25 protein-coding genes and 1 pseudogene are annotated in these 26,852 nt (G+C 67.7%); 13 read left to right on the forward strand and 13 right to left on the reverse strand.

Annotation, left to right across the window (positions count from 1 at the left end):
* Positions 1 to 86: 86 nt before the first annotated feature.
* The 5 genes and pseudogenes from BHD05_RS01465 to BHD05_RS01485 all read right to left on the reverse strand — a co-directional run bounded on the left by BHD05_RS01465 (position 87) and on the right by BHD05_RS01485 (position 3,785).
* Positions 87 to 542 (reverse strand): SRPBCC family protein, encoded by a 456-nt coding sequence (locus BHD05_RS01465; RefSeq protein ID WP_161884853.1) that lies wholly within the window; start codon positions 540 to 542, stop codon positions 87 to 89.
* Positions 543 to 591: 49 nt separating this feature from the next.
* Positions 592 to 1,063: pseudogene (locus tag BHD05_RS01470) on the reverse strand (Dps family protein).
* Positions 1,064 to 1,127: 64 nt separating this feature from the next.
* Positions 1,128 to 2,552: a DUF2252 domain-containing protein gene (locus tag BHD05_RS01475; protein ID WP_161884854.1), complete on the reverse strand. Its 1,425-nt coding sequence runs from the start codon at positions 2,550 to 2,552 to the stop codon at positions 1,128 to 1,130.
* 34 nt (positions 2,553 to 2,586) lie between these two features.
* Positions 2,587 to 2,949: a GntR family transcriptional regulator gene (locus tag BHD05_RS01480; RefSeq protein WP_161884855.1), complete on the reverse strand. Its 363-nt coding sequence runs from the start codon at positions 2,947 to 2,949 to the stop codon at positions 2,587 to 2,589.
* The gene (locus BHD05_RS01485; protein WP_161884856.1) at positions 2,946 to 3,785 is read right to left on the reverse strand and encodes an endonuclease/exonuclease/phosphatase family protein; all 840 of its coding nucleotides are present in this window, start codon (positions 3,783 to 3,785) and stop codon (positions 2,946 to 2,948) included. Before BHD05_RS01485 ends, BHD05_RS01480 begins: the two co-directional genes overlap by 4 nt.
* A gap of 70 nt (positions 3,786 to 3,855) precedes the next feature.
* Here BHD05_RS01485 and BHD05_RS01490 point away from each other — a divergent pair, with 70 nt between their 5' ends.
* Positions 3,856 to 4,869, forward strand: coding sequence for an isopenicillin N synthase family dioxygenase (locus BHD05_RS01490; protein ID WP_202614260.1), 1,014 nt, complete (start codon positions 3,856 to 3,858; stop codon positions 4,867 to 4,869).
* Between the two features lie 282 nt (positions 4,870 to 5,151).
* Here BHD05_RS01490 and BHD05_RS01495 read toward each other — a convergent pair whose 3' ends face one another.
* Complete coding sequence (locus BHD05_RS01495) at positions 5,152 to 6,387, reverse strand: IS110 family RNA-guided transposase (RefSeq protein WP_161887252.1); 1,236 nt, start codon at positions 6,385 to 6,387, stop codon at positions 5,152 to 5,154.
* Between the two features lie 330 nt (positions 6,388 to 6,717).
* Positions 6,718 to 10,188 carry a proline dehydrogenase family protein gene (locus tag BHD05_RS01500; protein ID WP_161884858.1) on the reverse strand — a complete coding sequence of 1,157 codons (3,471 nt, stop codon included), beginning with the start codon at positions 10,186 to 10,188 and terminating at the stop codon, positions 6,718 to 6,720.
* Between the two features lie 128 nt (positions 10,189 to 10,316).
* On the opposite strand from BHD05_RS01500, the gene BHD05_RS01505 reads away from it, so the two are divergent.
* From BHD05_RS01505 to BHD05_RS01520, 4 genes are all read left to right on the forward strand, one after another.
* On the forward strand, positions 10,317 to 11,231 hold the full coding sequence (locus tag BHD05_RS01505) for a LysR substrate-binding domain-containing protein (RefSeq protein WP_161884859.1): 915 nt from the start codon (positions 10,317 to 10,319) through the stop codon (positions 11,229 to 11,231).
* Between the two features lie 9 nt (positions 11,232 to 11,240).
* Positions 11,241 to 12,806, forward strand: a complete 1,566-nt coding sequence (locus tag BHD05_RS01510) for a phytoene desaturase family protein (protein ID WP_161884860.1) — start codon at positions 11,241 to 11,243, stop codon at positions 12,804 to 12,806.
* A gap of 75 nt (positions 12,807 to 12,881) precedes the next feature.
* Positions 12,882 to 13,190 carry a hypothetical protein gene (locus BHD05_RS01515; protein ID WP_161884861.1) on the forward strand — a complete coding sequence of 103 codons (309 nt, stop codon included), beginning with the start codon at positions 12,882 to 12,884 and terminating at the stop codon, positions 13,188 to 13,190.
* Positions 13,191 to 13,267: 77 nt separating this feature from the next.
* Positions 13,268 to 13,486 carry a hypothetical protein gene (locus BHD05_RS01520; protein WP_161884862.1) on the forward strand — a complete coding sequence of 73 codons (219 nt, stop codon included), beginning with the start codon at positions 13,268 to 13,270 and terminating at the stop codon, positions 13,484 to 13,486.
* A 61-nt stretch (positions 13,487 to 13,547) separates the two neighbouring features.
* Here BHD05_RS01520 and BHD05_RS01525 read toward each other — a convergent pair whose 3' ends face one another.
* Positions 13,548 to 14,090, reverse strand: a complete 543-nt coding sequence (locus BHD05_RS01525) for a thioesterase family protein (RefSeq protein ID WP_236966607.1) — start codon at positions 14,088 to 14,090, stop codon at positions 13,548 to 13,550.
* A 140-nt stretch (positions 14,091 to 14,230) separates the two neighbouring features.
* Between BHD05_RS01525 and BHD05_RS01530 the strand changes: the two genes are divergently transcribed.
* On the forward strand, positions 14,231 to 14,431 hold the full coding sequence (locus BHD05_RS01530; protein ID WP_161884864.1) for a hypothetical protein: 201 nt from the start codon (positions 14,231 to 14,233) through the stop codon (positions 14,429 to 14,431).
* Positions 14,432 to 14,523: 92 nt separating this feature from the next.
* Here BHD05_RS01530 and BHD05_RS01535 read toward each other — a convergent pair whose 3' ends face one another.
* A complete protein-coding gene (locus tag BHD05_RS01535; RefSeq protein ID WP_161884865.1) occupies positions 14,524 to 15,441 on the reverse strand; it encodes a DNA-3-methyladenine glycosylase family protein in 918 nt (305 codons plus the stop codon).
* A 149-nt stretch (positions 15,442 to 15,590) separates the two neighbouring features.
* Between BHD05_RS01535 and trhO the strand changes: the two genes are divergently transcribed.
* Genes trhO through BHD05_RS01550 form a run of 3 tightly spaced genes read left to right on the forward strand, consistent with a single transcriptional unit; the run spans position 15,591 to position 19,375 of the window.
* Positions 15,591 to 16,454, forward strand: a complete 864-nt coding sequence (gene trhO / locus BHD05_RS01540) for an oxygen-dependent tRNA uridine(34) hydroxylase TrhO (protein ID WP_161884866.1) — start codon at positions 15,591 to 15,593, stop codon at positions 16,452 to 16,454.
* 42 nt (positions 16,455 to 16,496) lie between these two features.
* Positions 16,497 to 17,438: an alpha/beta fold hydrolase gene (locus BHD05_RS01545; protein WP_161884867.1), complete on the forward strand. Its 942-nt coding sequence runs from the start codon at positions 16,497 to 16,499 to the stop codon at positions 17,436 to 17,438.
* Between the two features lie 41 nt (positions 17,439 to 17,479).
* Positions 17,480 to 19,375 carry a heavy metal translocating P-type ATPase gene (locus BHD05_RS01550; protein ID WP_161884868.1) on the forward strand — a complete coding sequence of 632 codons (1,896 nt, stop codon included), beginning with the start codon at positions 17,480 to 17,482 and terminating at the stop codon, positions 19,373 to 19,375.
* Here the strand turns inward: BHD05_RS01550 and BHD05_RS01555 are convergent.
* From BHD05_RS01555 to BHD05_RS01570, 4 genes are all read right to left on the reverse strand, one after another.
* On the reverse strand, positions 19,329 to 19,751 hold the full coding sequence (locus tag BHD05_RS01555; protein WP_161884869.1) for a pyridoxamine 5'-phosphate oxidase family protein: 423 nt from the start codon (positions 19,749 to 19,751) through the stop codon (positions 19,329 to 19,331). The genes BHD05_RS01550 and BHD05_RS01555 overlap by 47 nt on opposite strands.
* An 83-nt stretch (positions 19,752 to 19,834) precedes the next feature.
* Positions 19,835 to 21,454: a solute symporter family protein gene (locus tag BHD05_RS01560; RefSeq protein ID WP_202614328.1), complete on the reverse strand. Its 1,620-nt coding sequence runs from the start codon at positions 21,452 to 21,454 to the stop codon at positions 19,835 to 19,837.
* Positions 21,455 to 21,456: 2 nt separating this feature from the next.
* A complete protein-coding gene (locus BHD05_RS01565; protein WP_161884871.1) occupies positions 21,457 to 21,804 on the reverse strand; it encodes a DUF485 domain-containing protein in 348 nt (115 codons plus the stop codon).
* Between the two features lie 184 nt (positions 21,805 to 21,988).
* Complete coding sequence (locus BHD05_RS01570; protein ID WP_161884872.1) at positions 21,989 to 22,345, reverse strand: hypothetical protein; 357 nt, start codon at positions 22,343 to 22,345, stop codon at positions 21,989 to 21,991.
* 115 nt (positions 22,346 to 22,460) lie between these two features.
* Here BHD05_RS01570 and BHD05_RS01575 point away from each other — a divergent pair, with 115 nt between their 5' ends.
* The 4 genes from BHD05_RS01575 to BHD05_RS01590 all read left to right on the forward strand — a co-directional run bounded on the left by BHD05_RS01575 (position 22,461) and on the right by BHD05_RS01590 (position 26,754).
* Positions 22,461 to 23,486 carry a 6-phosphofructokinase gene (locus BHD05_RS01575; RefSeq protein ID WP_161884873.1) on the forward strand — a complete coding sequence of 342 codons (1,026 nt, stop codon included), beginning with the start codon at positions 22,461 to 22,463 and terminating at the stop codon, positions 23,484 to 23,486.
* Positions 23,487 to 23,541: 55 nt separating this feature from the next.
* On the forward strand, positions 23,542 to 24,528 hold the full coding sequence (acuI, locus tag BHD05_RS01580) for an acrylyl-CoA reductase (NADPH) (RefSeq protein ID WP_161884874.1): 987 nt from the start codon (positions 23,542 to 23,544) through the stop codon (positions 24,526 to 24,528).
* A gap of 326 nt (positions 24,529 to 24,854) precedes the next feature.
* On the forward strand, positions 24,855 to 26,090 hold the full coding sequence (locus tag BHD05_RS01585) for an IS110 family RNA-guided transposase (protein ID WP_161887252.1): 1,236 nt from the start codon (positions 24,855 to 24,857) through the stop codon (positions 26,088 to 26,090).
* Positions 26,091 to 26,355: 265 nt separating this feature from the next.
* Positions 26,356 to 26,754 (forward strand): DUF1304 domain-containing protein, encoded by a 399-nt coding sequence (locus BHD05_RS01590; RefSeq protein WP_161884875.1) that lies wholly within the window; start codon positions 26,356 to 26,358, stop codon positions 26,752 to 26,754.
* The last annotated feature ends 98 nt before the right edge of the window (positions 26,755 to 26,852 follow it).

Genomic DNA, 26,852 nt, shown 5'->3' on the forward strand with positions numbered 1-26,852 from the left:
AGGCCCCGCAACAAACCCGAGGTGTGCCACAGGGAACCGGTGGGCGGCCAGCGCGGTTGGTTAGCACTGTCGGTCAGCCCTGTTGGTTAGCGAGGAACGTCGCCGCGCCAGGCGCCCGTCGGGCTGTTGCGGCTCTCGATGAACTTCTTGAAGTTCTTCAGGTCGGACTTGATGACGTGGTCGTCGACTCCGAAGACGGAGCCGACCTTCTCGAGGAATCCCTCGGCCTCCCAGTCGAGCTGCACGGTGACCCGCGAACTCGTGTCACTGAGCTTGTGGAAGGTCACGACTCCCGCGTGGTCCTCGTCGCCGCCGGTGCTGTTCCACGCGACGCGCTCATCCGCGTGCTGCTCGGAGATCGTCGCGTCGAATTCGCGCTCCACGCCGGCGATCTTGACCTTCCAATGGGTGTGTGTGTCGTCGATCTGGGTGATCGACTCGACGAAGCTCAGAAACTGCGGGAAGGACTCGAATTGGGTCCACTGGTTGTAGGCGATGCTCACGGGAACGTCGACGTCGATTGCTTCAATAACCTGAGTCACTTCATGCTCCTTCGGTTGTTGGTGCTCGTGAATCTGTGGAGTGGCGGTGCTAGGTGCGGCTGGTGCGTGAACGTGGCTTCGCGTTTCCCGCGCTGACCATCCAGGCGAACTGCTCAAGCTTCTCGATGATCGCGTGCAGGATGTCGGCACTCGTCGGGTCTTCCTCATCGATTTCGTCGTGCACACCCCTCATGGTTGCCACGGTCGCCTCGAGTCGCTCGGTGATGAGGTCGACAACAGTGGCGGTGTCCACCTCGTCTCCAGGGTACTTCGGCAGCGTGGTCTGGTCCACGATGGTCTGGCTGCGCCCATCCGGCATCGCGTGCAGAGCGCGCATGCGGTCGGCGACCTGATCGGAGAACTCGCGCGCCGCCACGATGATTTCGTCGAGCTGAAGGTGGAGGTCGCGGAAGTTCTTGCCCACGACGCTCCAGTGGGCCTGCTTGCCCCTGCAGGTGGAGCTCGATCAGGTCGACGAGGACCTTCTGGAGATTGTCATCGAGCGTTTGTGACGCTTTCATGCGTGTTCCTTCCGGTTGGGTACTCCACCAAAGCAACCGAAATTGGATGTCTCCTGTGAACGGGTCAGATGTCTCGGTCGACGGGGAGCCGCCCGCGGCGCACAGCGGCGACGAGAGCTTCGTGGTCCGCCTCGGTCTGGTCGGCGTAGGCACGCGCGAAATTGGCGAAGGCGGTCTCGAGCTTGTCACCCTTGCCCGCGTAGCCCGCGATCATCGACGCGCCGCTCGTGCGCGCGTGACCCTTCGCCAGCAGGCGGCCGCAGACCGTCACGTAGTCAGCCATCGCCGCCGCTCCGATCGCGTCGAGCGGAAGTGTGCCCTTCATGTTGCGGAATTGCCGCACGTAGTACTGGCGGCCCGCCACCGTCGCCCAGCCCAGCAGTGGGTCGCTCACGGTCTGCAGCGCCTGCTGGTACTCGACGACTCGCTGACCCTGGTGCGCGTGCCAGGCAGAGTCTCCGTGCACGAATGGCGCGATGACCGAGCGTCTGGCCTGCTTCAGCTGCAGGAAGACCACGTCGTCGGGGCTCGAGCCCTGGCACAGCGCCACGAACGCGCGCAGGCCGACGCTGCCGACGCCGACGACCTTGTTCGCGATGTCGAGGAGCGTGTAGCCGCCGAGCACTCGCCTCCAGTGCGGCGCGAGCGTTTCGAGGTACCCGTCGAGCGCCTCGGCGAGCAGCACCGACTCCTCCTCGGTCGGATGCATGATGAGCGGGGGCTCCTCGACGATGCGCCGGCGGCCCCCCTCCTCGGTCGCAAAGCGCGGAACCGCACGGTCGCTTGTGCGGCGCTTGGCCCGCTCCGCTGCCTTGTCGATGCCCTTCTGCAGCGACTTCTCCGTTGTCACCGCGTGCAGCCTGTCGACGTCGAGCCGCTGGAAGGAGCGGTCCAGCAACGGCTGCCCCGCGAGCTCGCGCACGTGCTCGCGATAGGCGCGCACGCAGGACTCCACCGCCGTGCGGCACTGATCCTCGGTGAACGAGTTCTGCCGTCCGGCAACCCAGATGCTCGCGGCGAGGCGACGCAGGTCCCACTCCCAGGCCCCGGGGTGCGCCTCGTCGAAGTCGTTGAGGTCGATCACGAGGTCACGCTCGGGCGACGCGTAGAAGCCGAAGTTGCCCACGTGGGCATCGCCGCAGATCACCGGGGTGATGCCCGTCGCCGGCAGTGCCGCGAAATCGTTCGCCATGACGATCGCCGTGCCGCGCAGGAATCCGTAGGGCGAGGCAATCATCCGTCCGACCCGGAGGGGGATCAGCCGCTCCTGCCGCCCCTCGTGGGACTGGATCACGAGGTCGACCGGGTCGGCGCGGTCGGCGGTCGGCGCCCAGTCGGCGAGCGAGGACCGGGGCACCCCCTTCCGCATGCCTTTGCCGAGCGCATACCGCTCGGTTCGCGGTGTCGGTGTGCGCCGCAGCGAGCCGTAGTCGTCGCCGCTCACTTCGGCGTGCACGACGTGGCCGTTCGGATCCCCATGCTGTGCCATGGGACAACTGTGCCACCCCGGAGCGACCTGCGGGTCAGTGCTCGGCGCTCAACGCCGCCCGGGCCAGGTCGAGGGCGGCATCCGGATCCACCCTCAGCTCGCGGATGCGCTGCGCGAACGCGGTCGCCGCCGCTTGCGCCTGCCGCTGAGTCGCGTCGCCCGTCGCGGCGATGAAGGTGCCCTTGCGCCCGCGCGTCTCTATGACCTCGTCGCGCTCGAGCTCCCGGTAGCTGCGGGCCACGGTGTTGGGTGCGATGCCGAGCTCGTCGGCGAGCCCCCGGACGGTCGGCAGCTTCGCTCCGGGCACGAGCGACCCGGCCCGCACGGCCTCGATGATCTGCACCCGGATCTGCTCGAACGGCGGCACGCCCGACGCGGCGTCGATCACGAGGTTCATTGTTCGCTCCGTTCGTCGATGACCCTGATCAGCGCCTGCACCGGTGTGTGGTCCGACGGCCAGGATCCCTCGTACCGGGTCACGTTGATGACTGCCTGCCCAACCTCGAAGGCATCTCCGACGAGTATCCAGTCGATGCGCTCTCCTCCGAGGATCGGCGCGCGATAGTGCGGCGCTGTGCCCCACTGTTCGCTGAGTCTTTCGTGAGCGACCTGCCAGGAGTCGCGCAGCAGCCCCTGCGCGACAAGCACACGGTGTGCCGCGCCGCTCGCATCCGCGTTGAAGTCTCCGATAACCACGGCCGGCATCTCGCTGCGTTCGACGAGCTCCCTGATGGCCTCGGCGGAACGTTCCCTCGACGGGGCGTTGATGTGGTCGAAGTGGGTAGTGATGGCGACGAACACCGCGCCGGTGGCGGTGTCGTGGAACGTCGCGCGCACGATGACGCGGGGAATCTGATTGCCCCAGGTGACCGAGCCAGCCAGCTCGGGGGTGTCGGACAGCGCGCTCTGGCTCCAGTCGAGCAGTTCCAGCCGACGGGAGTCATAGAAGATCACGGAGTGCTCACCGCCATGGTCAGCGCGGCGACCGTGCCCGACGAAACGGTAGTCGGTGCCGAGGGTGTCGGTGAGGAACTGCAGCTGGTCGGGCAGCGCCTCCTGGATGCCGAGAAGCGTCGGCTGCTCGCCCAGCAGGAGCCTCTTCACCAGCCCCTTCCGATGGGACCAGTTGTCGCTGCTGCGCGGGTCCACCTGCGGCATCCGGCGGCGAATGTTGTAGCTCATCACATGCAAATCGGGGGCATCGGCCGGGCCGACCAGCGGAGCATCCGTCATGGCTCAAGAGTACGGGCGGCAGCGCCGTAACAATTGCGCCGCTCACATCCGCCTGGGTGATGATGGGGTCATGGACTTCCCCGCACCGACGCTGACCCTGCCGATTCTCGATCTCTCCCGCCTGGAGGGCGGGGAAACCGAGGCGGAGGCATTCCGTGCCGAGCTGCGCGAGGCTACCCACGAGTACGGGTTCTTCTACCTCACCGGGCACGGGGTGCCTGCCGAACTCATCGAGCGGGTAATGACGACCTCGCGGGCCTTCTTCGACCTGCCCGAGGCCGACAAGATGGCGATCGAGAACCTCAACAGCCCGCACTTCCGCGGCTACACGCGCGTTGGCGGCGAGCTGACCCTGGGCCAGGTGGACTGGCGCGAGCAGATCGACATCGGGCCCGAGCGCCCCGCCGTTCCAAAGGGCGAGGGCGTTCCGGACTACTACGTGCTCGATGGGCCGAACCAGTGGCCGGCTGCGCTACCCGAGCTACAGGAGGTCATCACCGCCTGGCACGACGAGCTGAGCACAGTCGCGCTCACCCTCATGCAGGCCTGGGCAAAATCGCTGGGCGCCGACGAGCACGTCTTCGACGAGGCGTTCGCGACGGACTCCTCTACCCTCATCAAGATCGTGCGCTACCCGGGCAAGTCCGATCCCGAGCCCAAGCAGGGCGTGGGTGCACACAAGGACTCGGGCGTGCTCACGCTGCTGTTCGTCGAGCCCGGCAAGGGCGGCCTGCAGGTGGAGAAGGACGGCAACTGGATCGACGCTCCCCCGGTCGACGGCGCATTCGTGGTCAACATCGGCGAGCTGCTCGAGGTCGCAACAGACGGCTATCTCAAGGCAACCGTGCACCGGGTCATCTCGCCGCGCATCGGCGACGACCGCATCTCCATTCCGTTCTTCTACAGCCCGGCACTCGGCGGGACGATCCCGCTGCTGACCCTGCCGGACTCCCTTGAGGCGCCCGGCATCACGGTAGATCCGGCGAATCCGATCTTCCGCACCTATGGCGAGAACGCCCTCAAGAGCCGTCTGCGCGCGCACCCCGACGTGGCGGCGATCCACCACCCCGAACTGCTTTCGTAACGCAGAAGCGGGCGCCAGCGCTGCTGTCATTATTCAGGAGCAGTGGCCGGATTGCCCGTCGCAGAATTCAGGAGTCGGGCCGGATTGCCCGTCGCAGAATTCAGGAGTTTGCTGCCGTCTCGCGCTCGAAACTCATGACCCTGGTGGGCGAATGCGGCCAGGACCAGCCACTTCCCAGCATCCACCCGCTCGATCGACTGCTAATCGTCCCTTGGCTGGGCCGACCTCCTGAATTCTGCAAGCGCGCCGCGCGCCGAACTCCTGACACGTGAATACCGGTTTTTAGGCTGCGGTGGGGGTGAGGGTCACCTGGTATCCGAGGGTGCGGAGCTGGTTGATGGCGTTGGATTTTGTTCGGTCGGGGTGGCGGTTGGAGTAGTAGTTCGGTCCGAGTTCGGTGAAGGCTTCCCCGGTGGTGCCCATCTTCCAGACGGCGACAAGGATACTGTGCTCGAGGGCGACGATCGCCTTGATGCTGCCGCGCCGAGCGGCGATCCGTCGGTATTTCACGGCGAGGTGCGTGTTCTTCTGTCGGGTGATGACCAGGGCGGAGATCCCGAGGGCGGCCTTCAGGTGCGCATTACCGGGGCGCGTTTTGGTCGATTTCACTCGTCCCGCGGACTCGTTCGATCCCGGACAGACCCCGGCCCAGGACGCAAGATGTCCGGGGCTGGGGAAAATATGCATGTTCCCGCCGGTCTCGGCGATGATCACGTCCGCAACACGAACAGAGACCCCCGGAATGGTGGTGAGGGTCTCTCGAAAGACCCGAAAGGGTTCCATCACCACCTCGATTCGGGCGGTGATCTCATCGATCAGGGTCGCACTGTGATCGAGTTGGGTGAGGTGCAGGTTCACCATGAACGCGTGGTGGTCCCTAAACCGTCCGGTGAGGGCTTCGACCAGTTCCGGGATCTTCGCCCGCAGCCGGCCCTTGGCCAGAGCGGCAAGTTTCACGGGGTCGCGTTCCCCGGCGACCAGGGCATCGAGGATGCTGCGCGCCGAGACCCCGTTCAGCTGGGACACCACCGAGGACAGCTTGATCCCGGCGTCCTCGAGGATCTTCTCGATCCGCTGGATATGCCGGCTGCGCTCCTGCACGATCGTGGCCCGGGTCCGGGTCAGATCCCGCAACTCCCGGATCGGTTCCGGTGGCACGAACGAGGCCCGCACCAGTCCGTGAGCGGCCAGTTGGGCCAGCCAGCCCGCGTCCGAGACATCCGTTTTCCGGCCCGGGAAATTACGCACATCCCGCGCGTTGACAAGCGTCACCGGCAGCACCGATTCCAACAGATAGTAGAACGGCTTCCAATAATCACCGGTCGCCTCCATCACAACCGTTGTCACCCGGTTCGCGAGGAGATGCTCCCGCAACTCCAGCACCTGCGACGTTGTTGCACCCCAGGTAGTAACTTTCTGCTCGAACGTCCCGGGCCGTTTCCCAGGCACTCGAACACAGACCTTCACGTCCCGCTTGGAGATATCCATCCCCGCAGCACGCTCATGGACCACGTCCATCATTTTCCTCCTCATCCCATATATTGACGGGCCCACCACGGAAGAGGTTAGGAAAAATCAGAAATCTGACACACGTGCTCGGAGCAACAATCCACAGTTCTCGTAAGAAAACCCCTCCTGCCACGCTGAATAACAAGCTCTCAGCATCAAGGAAAAACCGGCATCCCCGTGGCGAGCACCTCCATCATCCGTCCGAGCACGACGCCGCGCCAGACCCGCAACGCGACCCAACCCGAAATTCAGCAACCACCACGGAGGGGCAACGCCCCTGAGACGCTGAATAATGACAGCCGACCCCGGCCACTACTCCTGAATAATGACGGCCGCGGCTCAGAGGGTGCGGATCCGCGAGGCCGGGTCGGGGTTGCCGAAGCGGTGCGAGGTGATGCTGATCGCCTGCTCGCGCAGGAAAGGCAGCAGCTCGACCCGGCCCTCGGTCGTGACCGGTCCGGAGTAGATGGCGACATCCGGGTTGCCGCCGAGGGCGTCGGCGAGAACCGCCGCGCTCCCGCCGATGAGCCGGATGCGCTCAGGCCGCGTGCCGGACGCCGCGACGCGAGCGGCGAAGGCCGCATCCGTCTCCACGACTGGCGCGCTTGCGGCGAGCGGGCTGTTCTCGCTGCGCAGAAGCGCGACGACACCGGCCGCGACTGGAACAGCGGTGCTGATCGACACGGAAGTCCGCGCGATCGTCGCGGCGACGAGCAGCCGCACCAGCTGCGCCTGCGAGGCGTCCTCTGAGAGCCTGATGGTGACCGGGATCGGCCGGTAGCGGAATACGTTGCGCTCCGCCTTCAGGCCCGACACGTCGCGGGCGACGCCGAACTCGGCCTCCCACGCGGCTTGGTCGCTCACGGCGGCCGCGCGCACCCGGTCGAACTCGTCGAAGCCGATGCCTGCCTGTGACGCCTCGATCACCTTCTTGACCCTCGGGCTGATGCCCTTGAGTCGCACGGAACCGCGGGGCTTCTCGAAAACGGGCTCGATGTTGCCGAGCGTGAACAGGTAATTCGGTCCACCTGCCTTCGTGCTCGTGCCGACGCTCGAGCGCTTCCACCCGCCGAAGGGCTGGCGGCGCACGACCGCGCCGGTGATTCCACGGTTGACGTAGAGGTTGCCGGCCTCGACCTCGTCGATCCACTGCTCGATCTCGGACGGGTCGAGCGAGTGGATTCCCGCTGTGAGCCCATAGTCTGGCGCGTTCTGCAGAGCGATTGCCTCGTCGAGGGTCTCGGCGTGCATGATGCCGAGCACCGGGCCGAAGTACTCGGTGAGGTGGAACTCGCTGCCGGCCGCAACCCCGTCGCGCACCCCTGGGGACCAGAGCCGTCCGGTGTCGTCGAGCTGCGAGGGCTTTACCAGCCAGCTCTCCCCGTCGGCGAGCACGGTGAGCCCGCGCTGCAGCTTGCCAGCGGCGGGCTCGACGATCGGGCCCATCTGCGTGGTCGGGTCGTCTGGCCAGCCGACCCGCAGGGTGCGCACGGCATCCTCGAGCTGGCGACGGAACCGCGCCGACTTCGCGACGCTGCCGACGAGGATCACGAGTGAGGCGGCGGAGCACTTCTGCCCGGCGTGCCCGAACGCGCTCTTCACGATGTCCGCGGCGGCGAGGTCGAGGTCGGCGCTCGGGGTCACGATGATGGCGTTCTTGCCGCTCGTCTCGGCGAGCAGCGGGAGGTCGGAGCGCCAGCTGCGGAACAGCGCGGCTGTCTCCCAGGCTCCGGTGAGGATGACGCGGCCGACACTCGGGTGGGTGATCAGCTGGGTGCCGAGCTCACCCTCCTCGACGTCGACGAGTGCGAGCACTTCGCGGGGGACGCCGCCGTCCCAGAGGGCCTGGACCATGATGGCTGCGCTGCGCCTGGCCTGCGGGGCCGGCTTGATGATCACGCCGGCACCCGAGGCGAGGGCGGCGAGCACGCCGCCAGCCGGGATGGCGACCGGGAAGTTCCACGGCGGGGTCACGACGATGAGCTTCGATGGCACGAACACGGCCCGCTCGAGCGCCTCGAGGTCGAGCGCGCGCTCGGCGTAGTAGTGGGCGAAGTCGATGGCCTCGCTCACCTCCACATCGCCCTCGGCGATCGTCTTGCCGGTCTCGCTCGCCATGACCTCGATGAGCTCGGCGCGGGCTGCCTCGAGAGCGTTCCCTGCCCCGTGCAGCACCTTCGCCCGCGACTCGGCATCGCGCTCGCCCCAGGCAGTTCCGGCCGCGGCGGTGCTGCGCACGATGACCTCGAGGCTCTGGGCGTCGGTGACGTTCGCGTCGGCGAGCTGGCTCGCACCGAGGGTGGATGTCGCGGAGCGCTGCAGGATGCGCCGACCCCAGTCGCGGTTTGCGCCGATCGCGGGGTCGGTGTCGGCGGTGTTCTCGAACTTCTCCATTGCCGTGTGTGCGGCCGGGGCATCGCGGTTCTGCACGCGGTTCGATGGGGGCACGGTCTGGTCGAGCTGCGCGAGCGAGGCGAGGAACCGTTCGGCCTCGCGGTCGAACACCTTCTCCGAGGTCGCGAGCTCGAACACGCCCGACATGAAGTTCTCCGGGCTCGCGTTCTCCTCAAGCCGGCGGATCAGGTAGGAGATCGCCGAGTCGAATTCGGTGGGGCGCACCACCGGGGTGTACAGCAGCAGCCCGCCGACGTCGCGGCGCACGGCATCCGCCTGTCCGGTCGCCATGCCGAGGAGCATCTCGAATTCGATTCGCGATTCGACCTTGCGGTCCTTGGCGAGCAGCCAGGCGAAGGCGAGGTCGAAGAGGTTGTGTCCGGCGACGCCGATGCGCACGGCATCCGTCCGCTCGGGGGTGAGGGCCCAGTCGAGCACGCGCTTGTAATTCGTGTCGGTGTCCTGCTTGGTGGAGTAGGTCGCGAGCGGCCAGTGGTGCAGCTCCGAGTCGACGTGCTCCATCGCGAGGTTGGCGCCCTTGACGACGCGCACCTTGATTCCGGCACCGCCGGCAACCCGGCGCTCGGTCGCCCACCCGGTGAGTCGCTGCAGCGCGCCGAGGGCGTCAGGCAGGTAGGCCTGCAACACGATGCCGGCCTCCAGGCTCTTCAGCTTGGGGTTCTCGAGAATCCGCTCGAAGACCGCGATCGTGAGGTCGAGGTCGCGAAATTCCTCCATGTCGAGGTTGATGAACTTGGTGGCCCCTGATGCCGCGGCGAGCTCGTACAGCGGAGTGAGCCGGGTCGCAACGCGCTCGACGGTCTCGTCGAAGGCCCACATCGAGAGCTGGCTCGCGACAGAGGAGACCTTGATCGAGACATAGTCGACGTCACTGCGCTCAAGCAGCGCGCGGGTTCCCTCGAGTCGGCGGTCGGCCTCGCCGTCGCCGAGCACTGCCTCGCCGAGCAGGTTGAGATTGAGCCGGATGCCCTGGCTGCGCAGCTCCTGCATGCTCTTGTCGAGCTTCTCCGGGCGCGCGTCGAGGATGAGGTGGCCGACCATGCCGCGGAGCACGGCGCGGGAGATCGGAACAATGGGCCACGGAAGAATCGGAGCGAATCCGCCGCCGAGCTGGATCGCGATGCGCATGTACCAGGGGAGGAACGTCGGAATATTGCGGGAGAGCGTCTCCAGGTTCTTGCCCGCGACCTTCAGGTCTTCCGGGCGAACGACCCGGTCGACGAACCCGATTGTGAAGTCGAGCCCGACCGGGTCCTTGAGCACTCCAGCCAGTCGCTCCGCTGACGTGTCGGGCGCGACATCCGCGCTCTCGGCAAGCCATCGCCGCACCGTCGCAATGGTCTCGGAAGAGATGTTGTGCGGGCGCACGGGTGTACCAGCGAGCTCATTCGACATAGTCACGAGGGTAAACCTTTGAACGGGGGTCGGGCGGATGTTCCCAGTGTGACGCCCGCAAACGATAAGGTGAAGTGACCTTTGTTTATCGATAACAATCGGATTTGCTTACTGTTTTAGGGAGTCGGATGCTGGACCTGCGTCGCCTGCGCCTGCTGCGCGAGCTGAGCATCCGCGGCACCCTCGCGGCCGTCGCCGAGGCGCTGTCGTACTCCCCCTCCGCCGTCTCCCAGCAGCTCGCCCTGCTCGAGGCCGAGGCCGGGGTGCCGCTGCTGCAGAAGAGCGGGCGCCGGGTGCTGCTCACCCCGCAGGGGCAGGTGCTCGTGCGCCACACCACCCTCCTGCTCGAGCGAATGGAGCTCGCCGAGGCGGACCTCACGGGCTCGCTCCAGGCCGTCGCCGGCACCGTGCGCATCGCGGTCTTCCAGTCGGCCGCGCTCGCGATCGTGCCCCAGGCGCTCACACTGCTCGCGGCCGAGCACCCGGGACTCCGGGTCGAGGTCGTGCAGCGCGAGCCAGAGGCGGCCCTCTCCGCCGTCTGGGCGCGCGACTTCGACCTCGTGGTCGCGGAGCAGTATCCCGGCCACGCCGCGCCGATCGTCGGTGACCTCGACCGCATCGCGCTATGCACGGATGCCCTGCGGCTCGGCACCCCGCCCGGCGCAGGCATCCGCTCGCTCGCGGGGGCGAGCGCCCACGCCTGGGTGATGGAACCGCGCGGCACGGCGTCGCGCCACTGGGCCGAGCAGGCCTGCCGCCTCGCCGGGTTTGAGCCCGACGTGCGGTTCGAGACCGCCGACCTCATGGCGCACACCCGCCTCATCGAGTCGGGCAATGCCGTGGCGATCCTGCCCGACCTCGTCTGGGCCGGGCGGGTGCCATCGGTCGACACCGTCGAGCTCGACGGTGCTCCACGCCGTACGGTGTTCACCTCGGCGCGGGCGGCGAGCGCGAGCCGGCCCGCGATCCGTGCGGTGCGCCGGGTGCTCTCACGCTCGGTCGAGTTCGTGGCCCCCGAGGGTGAGCCCGCCGCCACGAACTAGGCTCTCGGCATGAACAGCGACCACGCGACTGCCCGCAACATCGTGATCGTCGGCGGAGGCCACAACGGCCTCGTCGCCGCGGCCTACCTCGCCGCCGCCGGCCGCACGGTCACCGTGCTCGAGCGGCTCGAGAACGTCGGCGGCGCCGCCGTCTCAGCCCAGGCCTTCACTGGGGTCGACGCCCGCCTCTCCCGCTACTCCTACCTCGTCAGCATGCTGCCGGCCCGAATCATCCGCGAGCTCGGCCTCGACATCTCCCTCATCCGCCGCCGCTACTCCTCCTACACACCCGACCCGGGCACCGACCGCGGGCTCCTTGTCGACAACGGCGACCCTGCGGCGACGGCGCGCTCGTTCGAGTCGATCGGCGCGGGGGCGGATGTCGCGGCCTGGGGCGACTTCTACGACGGGACGGGCCGCGTGGCCCGGGCACTGTTCCCGACGGTCTGCGACCCGCTACTGACGCGGGACGAGGCCAAACGCGCCCTCGGCGATGACCGACTCTGGGCGGCGATCGTCGAGGAGCCGATCGGGCGTCATATCGAGGCATCCTTCCGGCACGACCTCGTGCGCGGGGTCGCCCTCACCGACGGCCTAATTGGCACCTTCGCACCGGCCGACGATGAAACCCTCGCGGCGAATCGCTGCTTTTTGTACCACGTGATCGGAAACGAGACAGGCGACTGGGACGTTCCCGTGGGCGGCATGGGTGCCGTGAGCGGCGCCCTCGAGCGGGCCGCCCGGCAGGCGGGCGCGAGCATCGTCACCGGAGCCCTCGTCACCTCGATCACCCCGGACGGCGAGGTGCGCTACCGACGCGGCGACAGCGAGCACACTCTCGGCGCCGGCACAGTGCTCGCCGGGGTCGCCCCGCACGTGCTCGCGGGCCTCGTCGGCGAGGCGCCGGCCGAGAAGCCGGAGGGCGCGCAGGTCAAGGTAAACCTGCTGCTGACGCGGCTGCCCGCCCTGCGCGAGTCCGACATCGACCCGGCCGCCGCCTTCGGGGGAACCTTCCACATCAACGAGACCTACTCGCAGCTCGAGACGGCGTACCGCGCGGCGAGCGCTGGCAACGTGCCGGACCCGCTGCCCGCCGAAATCTACTGCCACTCGCTCAGCGACCCGAGCATTCTGTCGCCCGAGCTCGCCGCGACGGGCGCGCACACTCTCACGGTGTTCGCGCTGCACACCCCCGACCGGATGATTACCGCGGAGAACGCCGAGACGATGCGCGGGCGACTGCAGGCCGCGGCGCTCGCCTCGCTCAACAGCGTGCTTGCCGAGCCGATCGAGCCTCTGCTGCTTGCCGATGCCGATGGCGCCCCCACGATCGAGACCAAGACGACCCGCGACATCGAAACGGCGCTCAACATGCCCGGCGGCAATATCTTCCACGGCCCACTCGACTGGCCCTTCGCCGAGAGCGGCGACGAGCGGGCGACCGCGGCGCAGCGGTGGGGCGTCGCGACGCGTCATCCGCGCATCCTGCTGTGCGGCTCGGGGGCGCGGCGTGGCGGCGCCGTGAGCGGCATCGGCGGGCACAATGCGGCGATGGCCGTGCTCGAGGGCGACTGACCGGCTCTCGCATCTCCGCGAGTCGCCCACCGGCCGCCGCACTGTGGTTGGATGTCTCCAACCCGGGAGGCCAGCATGACCAGCACCACCTCGATGAGCCGCACTCGTCCGCTCATCGGCATCGCAATCGCGATCGCGGGAATCTCCCTCATGTCCTGGGGATTCGTCGCCGGCATCGACGCCGCACTCGATGCCAGCGGGAGCGGCCCCGGTTTCTTCGTCGCGGTCTTCTTCGCCGGCGCCGCACTCGTGATCACGACAGCTGTGCTGGCCGTCATCGGGCTGTCTCGCGGTGAGCACCGAGGCCTGTGGATCGGCTCCCTCGTGCTGTCGGCGCTGCCCGCCGTCGCGATCCTCGCACTCGTGGTGCGGGCACAGGGCTGACCCCCGTTCTCTTTGCCTTTTCTCCCGGGTGCTCGCTAGGCTCAGAGACCGAGCAACACCGCGGGAAAGAGAAGACAATGGGTCAATTCGACCAATTCGCCAACCAGGGTGGCGCTGCCGCATGGGATCCCGACGAGACAGCCAAGGCCAAGCGCGTCGCTGAGGAACAGCTGAAGAACGCCGACTACGCCGGCGACCTGCCCGAGCCGCTTTCCCGCGGCGCCGAGCCGGTTGTGACGGACAGTCCCGCCGACGATAGCGCTAGCGGCACCGCGGACGAGTCGATCGACTCCTAACCGGACTGGCGCTCAGGGCCACTCGAGCTCAGGCATCCATCGGTCTGGCGGCCACTCGCTCTCACGGCCACTCGCTCGCCGCGCTCACCCGTGACGGTGGCATCGCCACGTCGGCCGCCCAGCGCGCGAGCCACTCCGGCAGGTTCACCTCGCTCGGGTCGGCTCCGGTCACACTGGCCAGCTCCGTCACGGTGACGGTGCCCCCAGTGCGCTTGAGGAACTTCGCCCGCACGAAGCCCGTCGCGTAGAGCTCGCCGCCAACCACGAAGCGCTGCTCGATGTAGACGGCGCGCTGGTCGTAGCCGACGATGCGGGTCTCGAGAACGAAGCGCTGCCAGGGCTGCAGGGACCGGCGAAAGCTGATCGTCTCGCTCGCCGCGACCGGATAGAAGCCGGCGGCCGAGATCGCGGTCCAGGCGCCCGAGCGTTGCATCGCGTCCATCCGGCCGAGGTCCATGATCGACAGGTAGACGCCGTTGTTCATGTGCCCGAGCACGTCGAGGTCGGTCGGAACGACGCGCAGCCGGAGGCGGCCGACCTCGTGGATGCCGAGTTTCGGCCCGCGATGACGGCGCAACCAGACGAGCAAGGTTCGAAATATCATGTGCACCCGGGCCACGCTACCGTCGGCCGCGGAACACGGATGCTGTGTTGTGGGCCTCCCACAATTGGGCGCCGGTGCCCGCGGGCGCGGGGAAGCGGTATCCGCCAAGGCGCCCTCCCTCGGCTTTCATCATTCAGGAGATGACACTCGGCACTGCTTTCATCATTCAGGAGCCGGGCATGATCACTGCTTTCATCATTCAAGAGCCGGGCATGATCACTGCTTTCATCATTCAGGAGCCGGGCGGGCGGATGCTGCGGAGCACCCGGTTTCGGCCGATTTCGGCAGCATCCGGCCCTCAAAACCCCGCCCAGGACGGCAGCACCATCGCCAGCTCCTGAATGATGAAAGGGGTGGTCACACCCGGATCCTGAATTGTGCAGCCGGCCAGAAGCCCAAACTCCTGAATGATGAAAGTACGTGGCGCGCCCGCTCAGTGCCCCCGGTGGTCCTGGATGGTCATGCGCGGCCCGAAGCGCGGCTTTCGGAACCCACTGCCCTCGATGATGCGCATGACCCGCTGGCGATGCCCGCGCCACGGCTCGAGCAGCTCGAGCATGCCGTCGTCGTCGACCGGCCTGCCCACAAGCGCCAACCCGACCACGGCGGGAAGGTGGTAGTCGCCGACGCTCACCGAGTCGGGGTCGCCGTGCGCGCGCTGGCTCGTCTCGGCCGCCGTCCACACCCCGACGCCGGGCACCGAGCGCAGCCCACGAGCGACGTCGGCACCGCCCCGACCGAAACGCAGGGTGCGCTCGAGCCCGCTCGCGACGGATGCCGCGGCGAGCGCCGTGCGGGACCGCTGCGGGTCGACGCCCGCCCGGTGCCAGTCCCACGACGGCACAAGCCGCCAGGTCGAGGGCGCCGGGAACACACGCATCCCCTCCGGTGCCGGTCCGGGCGCCGGATCCCCGTGCCCCCGGATGAGCGAGCTCCAGGCGCGCCTCGCCTCCTTGCTGGTGACCTTCTGCTCGAGTATTGCCGCGAGCATTGCCTCGAGCACGAGGTTGGTGCGGAGCAGCCGCTGCCCGGTCAGGCGCCGCTGCGCCTCGTGCAGGAAGGCGTTGCCGCTCACGTCGAACCCCGACTGGTCGTCGCCGTGCCCGAGCAGCTCCGGCACCCCGGCGATCGCCCATTCGGCGCCGTCGCCCCACGCGGCCGCCTCGACGGCTGAACCGCGAACCTCGAGGTGGAGCGTCGCAGTGCCGGCGGGGGTGCGCAGCGCGCGCCACACACCATCGCCGTCCCACCGCAGCGTCGGGTCGAGCGCACCGCGGCCGAGGGGCCGCAGCGTCTGCCGCAGATTCACCGGCGTCTGGGGCGCCCAGACCGTCGACAGCGGCGCGTTCATGCCACGGACCGGACTCCCGAGCACGCCAGCAGGGCTGGTCGCTCGTTCATCGTCATGGGGACATTCTCGCCGAGCGCGGCGGTATCCGCATTCGCGCGGCGGCATCCGCATTCCTGCGCGGGCATCCGCACCCGACGTAGGGTGGTGCGGTGGCCGTTCCGAAGATCCTGCTCTACTACGCGTTCACCCCGCTCGCCGACCCAGACGCTGTGCGCCTCTGGCAGCGCGAGCTGTGCGAGGCGCTCGGCCTGAAGGGCCGCATCCTCATCTCGAAGGACGGCATAAACGGAACGGTCGGCGGCGACCTGCCGAATGTGAAGAGGTACCTTCGGCGCACCCGCGAGTACCCCGCTCTCGCGGACATGGACGTCAAGTGGGCCGAGGGCGCTGGCGACGACTTCCCGCGGCTGAGCGTGAAGGTGCGCGCGGAGATCGTGAGCTTCGGGGCGCCCGGCGAGCTCGTCGTCGACTCCACCGGGGTCGTCGGCGGCGGCACGAAGCTCACGCCGGAGCAGCTGCACGAGCTCATCGCGGCGAAAGACGTGACCTTCTTCGACGGCCGCAACCGCATCGAGGCGGAAATCGGCCGGTTCGAGGGGGCGGTGGTTCCGGATGTCTCCAACACCCGCGAATTCGTCGCGGATCTGGAGAGCGGTCGCTACGACCACCTCAAGGCGCAGCCGGTCGTGACCTACTGCACGGGCGGCATCCGGTGCGAGGTGCTGAGTTCTCTCATGGTCAACCGCGGGTTCACCGAGGTGTACCAGCTCGACGGCGGCATTGCCCGCTACGGCGCGACCTACGGCGACGGCGGACTCTGGCACGGCTCGCTCTACGTCTTCGACGAGCGCCTCTCGATCGACTTCAGCGACGACGCCGAGGTCATCGGGCGATGCTACGCCTGCGGGGCGCCGAGCAGCACGACCGCGAACTGCGGCGAGCGCTCCTGCCGGGAGCAGCGCGTGGTGTGCACCGAGCACGAGGCGACAACCGCCTGCGCAGCGCACGCCTAACCCGCTGCGGGCACGCGGGCGTCCCGCCATAGGGTGGGCGGCATGGGCAATAGACGAATCAGCGCGGCCGCGGTCGGGGCGGTGCTGCTCGCGGCGTCCGTCTGGCCCGCCCTGCACTTCTCTTCGGGCCGGGTGCGCCGCTGGCGCCGGGGCGCGGGGCTAGCGCGCCGCGCCGGGCGTCTCGGCGTCCGCGTGTTCGGCCAGGGCAACCCCGTTCTCGTGCTGCTGCCGGGCATCGCGGCGAGCGAGGCCTACTTCGGAGCGGCCTACGACCGACTCGGAGAGATCGCGACGGTGGTCGTGATCGATCCCCTCGGCTTCGGCTCGTCGATGGATGCCGGGGTCAGCACCGACTCGTTCGCCCTCGAGGAGCACCTCGCCGCCATCACCGGCGCCCTCAGCGCCCTCGACCTCGACGGGCGCCCGCTGCACGTGGCCGGCCACTCGATGGGCGCGTCACTCGCGATCCAGTGGGCGGCGGCGAGCGACGGCGACATCCGCACGGTCGTCGCATTCGACGCCCCGCTGTACCGAACCCGGGCGGAGACAGACGAGCGGGTGCGGCATCTGGGCTGGTTCGAGGCGCTGCTGTCGACTGGCGCGCTCGCCCACACGGTGTGCGCATGGATGTGCCGGCACCGCTCCGCCGCCTCCGTGCTCGCCGTCGCGCTCAACCCGACGATGCCGGCGGCCATCGCCCGGGACGGCGTCAAGCACACCTGGTTCTCCTACATCCAGAGCTTCGAGGCCCTCGTTGCCGCCGACACCTGGACCGGAGCGGTCACCTCGCTGTCGGGCCGGGGCGTGCCACTGCTGCTCGTCGACGGCGAGGTCGATCCGGTGCCGGTCCCCGGGCGCGCGCTCGCCCTCTCGGCGGAATTCGCGGGCGTCACCGCGCGCACCCACCGCGGCGGTCACGGCCTCCCCCTCGCCTCGCCCGGCTGGTGCAGCGACCTGCTCTACCGGCAGATCACCGCGGCCTGAAGCCACTGGTCCGCACCGACGATCAACGATAGGAATGAACGATGACCTCGGTGACAACCCAGTTGCGGCGCTACCCCGTCGTCGCGGTCACACTCGGTGTCGGGCTGATCGGGCTGCTGCTGGAGTTCGTCGGGCCGGATGACTGGGCCCGATGGGTCGTCAGCGCATACGCGCTCGTCATCGCCGCCGTCAACACGTGGTCGATGCTCAGGAAGCTGCTGAAGGGGCACGCCGGGCTCGACATTCTCGCGGTCGCCGCGATCCTCGCCACCGTCGCTGTTGGTGAGTACTGGGCAAGCCTCGTGATCGTGCTCATGCTGTCGGGGGGCGAGGCGCTCGAGCAGTACGCGGGTTACCGCGCCCGGCGCGAACTGCGGGCACTGCTCGATCGCGCACCCCAGTCGGCACACCGCCTCGTCGACGGCGACGTGGTCACCGACGTGCCGATCGACGAGGTGGGGGTCGGCGACCAGCTCGTCGTGCATCCCGGCGAGGTCGTGCCGGTCGACGGCATCCTGCTCTCGGATGCCGCCGCGTTCGACGAGTCGCAGCTGACCGGCGAGAGCCTGCCGGTCGAGCGCGCGAGGGGCGATGCGCTGCTCAGCGGATCGGTCAACGGCGAGCGGGCCGTCACGATGGAGGCGACGGCGATCGCCGCGGAGAGCCAGTACCAGGCAGTCGTGCAGCTGGTGCGGAAGGCCTCCGAGTCGCGCGCGCCGCTCGTGCGGCTCGCTGACCGCTACGCCGTGCCGTTCACCCTCGTCTCGTTTGCGATCGCCGGTTTCGCCTGGTTCGTCAGCGGCGATCCGAGCCGGTTCGCGGAGGTGCTCGTCGTCGCGACGCCGTGCCCCCTGCTGATCGCCGCCCCGGTCGCCTTCATCTCGGGCATCAGCCGTGCCGCGAAGTCCGGCATCATCGTTAAGGGCGGCGGCACCCTCGAGCAGCTCTCGCGCGTGCGCACCGTCGCGTTCGACAAGACCGGCACGCTCACCCACGGCACACCCGAGGTCACCGCCGTGCGCCCTGCGAGCGGATTCACGGGCGACGACCTGCTCTCCCTCGCGGCGAGCGCCGAGCAGTATTCCGGCCACGTGCTCGCGTCGGCGGTCGTCACCGCGGCGGGCGCGCGGGGCCTGCCACCGGCGCCCGTGACCGGGGCGGACGAGACGACAGCCAGCGGGGTCAGCGCGATCGTCGACGGGCGCGCTGTCATGGTGGGCAAGCGCTCGTTCATCGAGTCAGCCGGCATCCCGATCGACTCACCTCCGCCGGAGAGCGGCCAGATGGCGATCTACGTCGCGGTCGACGGCCGTTATGCCGGCGACGTTATCCTGGCCGACCGCATCCGGGACAACGCGAAGGCGACCCTCGACCAGCTCGAGGCGCTGGGGGTGCGCCACACGATCATGCTCACGGGCGATCTCGAGGCGACGGCGCGACACATCGCTGCCGAGCTGGGCATCACCCAGGTGCGGGCGCAGTGCCTGCCAGAGGGCAAGGTGGATGCCGTCAAGAGCGTGACCGACCGGCCGGTGATGATGGTCGGCGACGGGGTCAACGACGCCCCGGTGCTCGCCGTCGCCGACATCGGCGTCGCGATGGGCGCGAAGGGCTCGACGGCAGCCAGCGAATCGGCGGATGTCGTGATCATGCTGGACGACTTCTCACGCATCCTGCGGGCGATCTCGATCGGTAGGCAGACAACCAATGTCGCGCTTCAGGCGATCTGGCTCGGAATCGCCCTGAGCCTGGGGCTCATGATCGTCGCGACCTTCGGGCTGCTGCCGGCGATCGTCGGCGCCGCCCTCCAGGAGGTGGTCGACCTGTTCACGATCCTCTACGCACTTCGGGCTCTCACCGAGAGGAGGGGCCGACGTGGAGGGCCGAGCGTCAGTAGCGCTCCGGCTCCGGGGCACGCTCGAACCGCCGCCCGGTGATCGCGGCCGGGGTGATCCGCACATAGATGTACTTGAGGGTCGGGATCCACGGCACGAGCGGCGTCTGGTCGGCCTCGTCGATCTCGGCCTGCCGCTCGAGCCGGCGGGCGGTGCCCTTCACGACGACGCTCCACGCGTCCTCGTCGGTGAACCCGTCGATCTCAACCGCGACGTGCGAGTTCACGGTCAGCTCGAGCAGCTTGGTACCCGGGGCGGTGCGCAACAGCAGCGTCTCGCCGTCGGCGTAGTAGTTGACGGGAAAGATGTCGATTTCGCCCGCCGCGCTGAGCGCCAGCCGCGCAAGCGAATTGTGGCGCAACAGCTGCCACCTCTCCTCCTCGCCCAGTTCGACGACGGATCCTTCGCCCTCCCACATGCTGTCCCCTTTCCACTCGCGGCCCGGCGCCGCATCCCCAGATCATCAGGATCGGAGACACGGCGCCAGAGACGAACGTCCCTTTAGTGCTCCGATGCCTTTTCGGCGCCGTGCCCGGTGAGCGAGCGAACCTTCATCTCGGCGGCGATGCGCGGGTCTTCCTTGCGCGTCGACGTGATCGAACCGAGCCAGCCGAGCAGGAAGCCGGCGGGGATCGAGACGATGCCCGGGTTGTTCAACGGGAACCACGCGAAGTCGACTCCTTCGCCGAACACCGAAGTGGGCGTGCCGGAGAACACGGGTGAGAAGACGATCAGCAGCACGGTGAGGCCGAGGCCGCCGTACATGCTCCAGACCGCGCCGCGGGTGGTGAACCCCTTCCAGTACAGCGAATACAGGATCGTCGGCAGGTTCGAGCTTGCCGCCACGGCGAACGCGAGCGCCACCAGGAAGGCGATGTTCTGCCCCTGCACGCCGATCCCGCCCGCGATCGCGAGGATGCCGATCACGATGACCGTGCGACGGGCGACCTTGACCTCGGCGTCGGGGTTGACCTTGCCCTTCTTGATCACGTTCGCGTAGATGTCGTGGGCAAAGGATGCTGCTGCGGTGATGGTGAGGCCGGCGACGACCGCGAGGATCGTCGCAAACGCCACTGCCGAGATGATGCCCATGAGCACCGGTCCGCCGAGCGAGAGGGCGAGCAGCGGGGCCGCGGAGTTGACGCCGCCCGGGGCCGATTTGATGACATCCGGTCCGACGAGCGCCGCGGCGCCGTAGCCGAGGATGAGCGTGAACAGGTAGAAGACGCCGATGAGCCAGATCGCCCAGACGACCGAGCGGCGCGCCTCGCGGGCCGTCGGCACCGTGTAGAAGCGCATGAGCACGTGCGGGAGCCCCGCGGTGCCGAGCACGAGGGCGACCGCGAGCGAGATGAAGTCGAGCGGGTTGCCGCCGTACTGGAGCCCCGGGCTGAGGATCGCGTCGGCCGGGATGCTCGTCGATGCGGCGACCGCGGTGTCGAGCAGCTTCGACAGGCTGAACCCGTTGAGCACGAGAACCCAGATCGTCATGACTCCCGCGCCGGTCATGAGCAGGAACGCCTTGACGATCTGCACCCAGGTGGTGCCCTTCATGCCGCCGACGAGCACGTAGACGATCATCAGCACGCCGACGACGGCGACGACGATCGACTGGCCGAGCTTGTCCTCGATGCCCAGCAGCAGGGCGACGAGCCCGCCGGCGCCGGCCATCTGTGCGAGCAGGTAGAACAGGCACACCGCGAGGGTTGTGGTCGCCGCGGCCATCCGCACCGGGCCCTGCTTGAGGCGGAACGACAGGACGTCGGCCATCGTGAACTTGCCCGTGTTGCGCATGAGCTCGGCAACCAGCAGCAGCGCCACGAGCCAGGCGACGAGGAACCCGATCGAGTAGAGGAAGCCGTCGTAGCCGTTGACGGCAATCGCGCCGACAATGCCGAGGAAGGATGCCGCGGAGAGGTAGTCTCCCGCGATCGCGAATCCGTTCTGTGGCCCGGTGAAGGAACGGCCGCCGGCATAGTAGTCGTTGGCGGACTTGCTGTTGCGGCCCGACCGGATGACGATGATCATCGTCAGGATCACGAAGGCGAGAAAGATCGACATGTTGAGGAGCGGGTTGTTCCCCTCGAGCGCCACACTGGGCGCTGCCGCGACACTGAGCATGGTCACTTGTTCTCCGCCCCTTCAAGCTGTTCACGCAGTTCTGCACCGAGCGGGTCGAGGCGGCGATTCGCGAACGAGACGTACCACATGGTGATTCCGAAGGTCGTCACGAACTGGGAGAGCCCGAGCACGATCCCGAGGTTGACGTTGCCGAAGACCGGGGTCGACATGAACTCGGGCGCGAGTGCCGCCACGAGCACGAAAGCGAAATACCAGATCATGAAGGCAGCCGCGATCGGCAGCACGAAGTTGTGGTGGCTGTGCTTGAGCTTGAGGAACCGCGGCGACTCCGCAATCGCCTCGTAGTCGATCGTGGACACCATCGGTGGACCGGGCTGGTCTGGGCTCATGAGGCTTCCTTGTCTCGGTTCGGGTGTGCGATGCGACTTCCTCGTCGAAGCCCTCCATCGCCTTCTGTATGCACAGAACGGCTTCAGCATGGCACGAGGAGCCGTTTAATCCTAAGAAATCACCGATATGTATACAAAACCAGTGCACAGGCTGTTCTACCCCACGGCGCAGTGACCGCGGAAACTACCGCCAGAACACCGCGATAACGGTGTTCACGAGGGCGAGGGCGCCGATCGCCGGCACGACCCAGGCCGCGGGGCGCTCCTTCTTGCGGTTGAGGAATCCGACGACGACGATGACGACGACGACGACGAGTTTGACGGCGACCTTGGCGTTGTTCGACTCGTGGAGGTCGCCCATCTCAATCACCGCCACGAGCGCGAGGCCGGTCGCGAGCTGCGTCCAAGCCCCGTGCATGATGGCCGGGAGCACCACGGCGCGGCCGGTCTTGAACGATCGGATCTGCACAAGCACGCCCCCGAGCAGCGAGGCCAGTCCAACGAAATGCAGCACAACGAGCACGTTCTTCAGGATCTCCACGGCGCCACCCTAGCAAGGGGCGGACGGCCGCGGCAGGCGGCGCGGGGGAGTCGGCCGCATCCGCCGCCCGCCCGCGATTAGCGCGGAGGGGGCGCCGACCACAAAGATAGGAGTCATGAGCATCGGCATCCTGACCAGCGGCGGCGATTGTCCCGGACTTAACGCGGTCATTCGCGGCGCGGTTCTGAAGGGCACCCAGATCTACAACCAGGAATTCGTCGGGTTCCGCGGCGGCTGGCGAGGCGTCGTCGATGGCGACATCATGCCCCTTGCGCGTAAGGACATCCAGGGCATCTCGAAGCAGGGCGGCACGATTCTCGGCACCTCGCGCACCAACCCGTTCGAGGGCGACGGCGGTGCGGACCGGGTACGCGAGAACATGGCCCGGCTCGGCGTCGACTCGCTCATCGCCATCGGCGGCGAGGGCACGCTCGCCGCCGCCAAGCGGCTCACGGATGCCGGCATCAAGATCGTCGGTGTTCCCAAAACCGTCGATAACGACCTCTCCGCCACGGACTACACCTTCGGCTTCGACACCGCGGTGCAGATCGCGACGGACGCGATGGACCGGCTGCGTACAACCGGCGACTCGCACGGACGGTGCATGGTCGCCGAGGTCATGGGCCGGCACGTCGGCTGGATCGCCCTGCACTCGGGCATGGCGGCGGGCGCCCACGTCATCCTGATCCCGGAGCAGAAGACGAGCCTGGACCAGATCTGCGCGTGGGTGCAGTCGGTCAAGGACCGCGGGCGCGCACCGCTCGTCGTCGTCGCCGAGGGATTTCACCTCGACTCGATGGACGACCCGCACTCCGAGCGCGGGCTCGACGCCTTCGGCCGGCCCCGCCTCGGCGGCATTGGCGAGATCCTCGCGCCGATCATCGAGGAGCGCACCGGCCTCGAGACGCGGGCCACGACCCTCGGCCACATCCAGCGCGGCGGAACCCCGAGCTCGTACGACCGCGTGCTCGCCACTCGCTACGGCATGGCGGCCGTCGACTCGGTCATGCACCAGCGCTGGGGACGGATGGTGTCGCTCAGCGGCACGTCGATCACCCACGTCGCGTTCGAGGACGCGCTCGGAAAACTGAACACGGTGTCGCAGTCCCGCTACGACGAAGCCGCGATCCTCTTCGGATAGGGGGCCGACGGCATCCGTCATCTCGAGCGATCACTCGCCGGGGTAGCGTAGAAGGATGTTCCGCGCCCTCAGAGTCGAGAAGCCCACCGGCGATCCTGCCGCCACCCCCGCGACCCTCGTCGAGCTCGACGACTCCGACCTGATGCCGGGCGACGTCACGGTGGACGTCGAGTACTCGAGTATCAACTTCAAGGACGGCCTCGCCCTCACCGGGCGCCCCGGCGTCATCAAGGACTATCCGCTGGTTGCCGGGATCGACCTTGTGGGGGTCGTCGCGGCATCCGCCAACGCGGAATGGATGCCGGGCGACCGGGTCATTCTCAACGGGTGGGGCATCGGCGAGAAGCACCACGGCGGGCTCGCGGAGCGCGCCCGGGTCAACGGCGAGTGGCTCGTGCGCCTTCCCGACGGCCTCGACCCGCACCACGCCGCAGCGATAGGCACCGCCGGGTACACCTCGATGCTCGCCGTGCTCGCGCTCGAGCGCCACGGGATCGGCGACGGCGACGTGCTCGTCACGGGGGCGGCCGGCGGCGTCGGATCTATTGCGATAGCCCTGCTCGCCGGACTCGGACACCGCGTGGTCGCGTCGACCGGGCGGCTCGATGAAACCGAGTACCTTGCGAAGCTCGGGGCGAGCGAGGTCATCGACCGCGCCCTCCTGGGCCTGCCGGGCAAGGCGCTGCAGTCGCAGCGCTGGGCGGCCGCAGTGGACTCCGCGGGCAGCCACACCCTCGCCAACGTGCTCGCGCAGACCAACTACGGCGGCATCGTCGCGAGCTGCGGGCTCGCGCACGGCCCGGACCTCCCGACCACCGTGATGCCGTTCATCCTGCGGTCGGTCACTCTCGCCGGCATCAACTCGGTGCAGGCGCCCCGCGCGCTGCGGGAGGAGGCGTGGGGCCGCCTCGCGCGCGACCTCGACCGCGACCTGCTCGACTCGCTCAGCACCACGGTCGCGCTAGGCGACGCCCCGGGCATCGCCGAGGACATCCTTGCCGGGCGCATCCGCGGGCGCACCGTTGTCGACGTGCGCGCCTGATCGCTTTCATCATTCAGGAGTTCCGGCGCCCGGCCGCCTTCATTATTCAGCGTCTCAGGGGCGTTGCCCCTCCGTGGTGGTTGCTGAATTTCGGGTTGGGTCGCGTTGCGGGTCTGGCGCGGCGTCGTGCTCGGACGGATGATGGAGGTGCTCGCCACGGGGATGCCGGTTTTTCCTTGATGCTGAGAGCTTGTTATTCAGCGTGGCAGGAGGGGTTTTCTTACGAGAACTGTGGATTGTTGCTCCGAGCACGTGTGTCAGATTTCTGATTTTTCCTAACCTCTTCCGTGGTGGGCCCGTCAATATATGGGATGAGGAGGAAAATGATGGACGTGGTCCATGAGCGTGCTGCGGGGATGGATATCTCCAAGCGGGACGTGAAGGTCTGTGTTCGAGTGCCTGGGAAACGGCCCGGGACGTTCGAGCAGAAAGTTACTACCTGGGGTGCAACAACGTCGCAGGTGCTGGAGTTGCGGGAGCATCTCCTCGCGAACCGGGTGACAACGGTTGTGATGGAGGCGACCGGTGATTATTGGAAGCCGTTCTACTATCTGTTGGAATCGGTGCTGCCGGTGACGCTTGTCAACGCGCGGGATGTGCGTAATTTCCCGGGCCGGAAAACGGATGTCTCGGACGCGGGCTGGCTGGCCCAACTGGCCGCTCACGGACTGGTGCGGGCCTCGTTCGTGCCACCGGAACCGATCCGGGAGTTGCGGGATCTGACCCGGACCCGGGCCACGATCGTGCAGGAGCGCAGCCGGCATATCCAGCGGATCGAGAAGATCCTCGAGGACGCCGGGATCAAGCTGTCCTCGGTGGTGTCCCAGCTGAACGGGGTCTCGGCGCGCAGCATCCTCGATGCCCTGGTCGCCGGGGAACGCGACCCCGTGAAACTTGCCGCTCTGGCCAAGGGCCGGCTGCGGGCGAAGATCCCGGAACTGGTCGAAGCCCTCACCGGACGGTTTAGGGACCACCACGCGTTCATGGTGAACCTGCACCTCACCCAACTCGATCACAGTGCGACCCTGATCGATGAGATCACCGCCCGAATCGAGGTGGTGATGGAACCCTTTCGGGTCTTTCGAGAGACCCTCACCACCATTCCGGGGGTCTCTGTTCGTGTTGCGGACGTGATCATCGCCGAGACCGGCGGGAACATGCATATTTTCCCCAGCCCCGGACATCTTGCGTCCTGGGCCGGGGTCTGTCCGGGATCGAACGAGTCCGCGGGACGAGTGAAATCGACCAAAACGCGCCCCGGTAATGCGCACCTGAAGGCCGCCCTCGGGATCTCCGCCCTGGTCATCACCCGACAGAAGAACACGCACCTCGCCGTGAAATACCGACGGATCGCCGCTCGGCGCGGCAGCATCAAGGCGATCGTCGCCCTCGAGCACAGTATCCTTGTCGCCGTCTGGAAGATGGGCACCACCGGGGAAGCCTTCACCGAACTCGGACCGAACTACTACTCCAACCGCCACCCCGACCGAACAAAATCCAACGCCATCAACCAGCTCCGCACCCTCGGATACCAGGTGACCCTCACCCCCACCGCAGCCTAAAAACCGGTATTCACGTGTCAGGAGTGGCAGCCCACGGCCGCTTTCATTATTCAGGAGCGGCAGCCCACGGCATCCACTCAATGAACCTATTCCGCGGTTTTCGCGGCCGGTTCGAGCTCAATTCGTCGATTCTGGGGGCTAGCACCGCACCCACTCCTGAATGATGAATAGTGATTCGCCCACCCCCTCCTGAATGATGAAAGCCGATCGGCCCAGACATTCCTGAATGATGAAAGCTGAGCGGCGGCGTGGGAGCATTGCGGCCATGGGCAGCCTTCTCCTCGTGACCGGTGCCGTGCTCGCCGTGCTCGCCGCCGCGGTGCACGTGTACATCTTCGTTCTCGAGAGTGTGCTCTGGACGCACCCGTCGACGTGGCGGGTCTTCGGGCTGCGGAGCCAGGCGGATGCCGAGACAACCCGGCCACTGGCCTTCAACCAGGGCTTCTACAACCTGTTCCTTGCGCTCGGCGTGGCGGTCGGCATCGCGCTCCTCGCAGTGAACATGTCCGCCGGCCTCGCCCTCCTGCTGACGTCGACTCTCAGCATGGTGCTCGCCGCCCTTGTTCTCGTCACGAGCAATCGCCGGATGCTGCGTGCCGCCGCCATCCAGGGGCTGCTGCCGCTGCTCGCGGCGCTCAGTATCGCGCTCTCCTTCACTGTGTAGCCCGGCGCTGCCCTGCGCAGTCCCACAACCACCGCGAGTCGCCCACACACGTCCCCACCAGACACCCACAAGCCACACAAATGGGCAACTCACGAAAG

The organism is Marisediminicola antarctica (genome assembly GCF_009930795.1).
Taxonomy (GTDB): Bacteria; Actinomycetota; Actinomycetes; order Actinomycetales; family Microbacteriaceae; genus Marisediminicola; species Marisediminicola antarctica.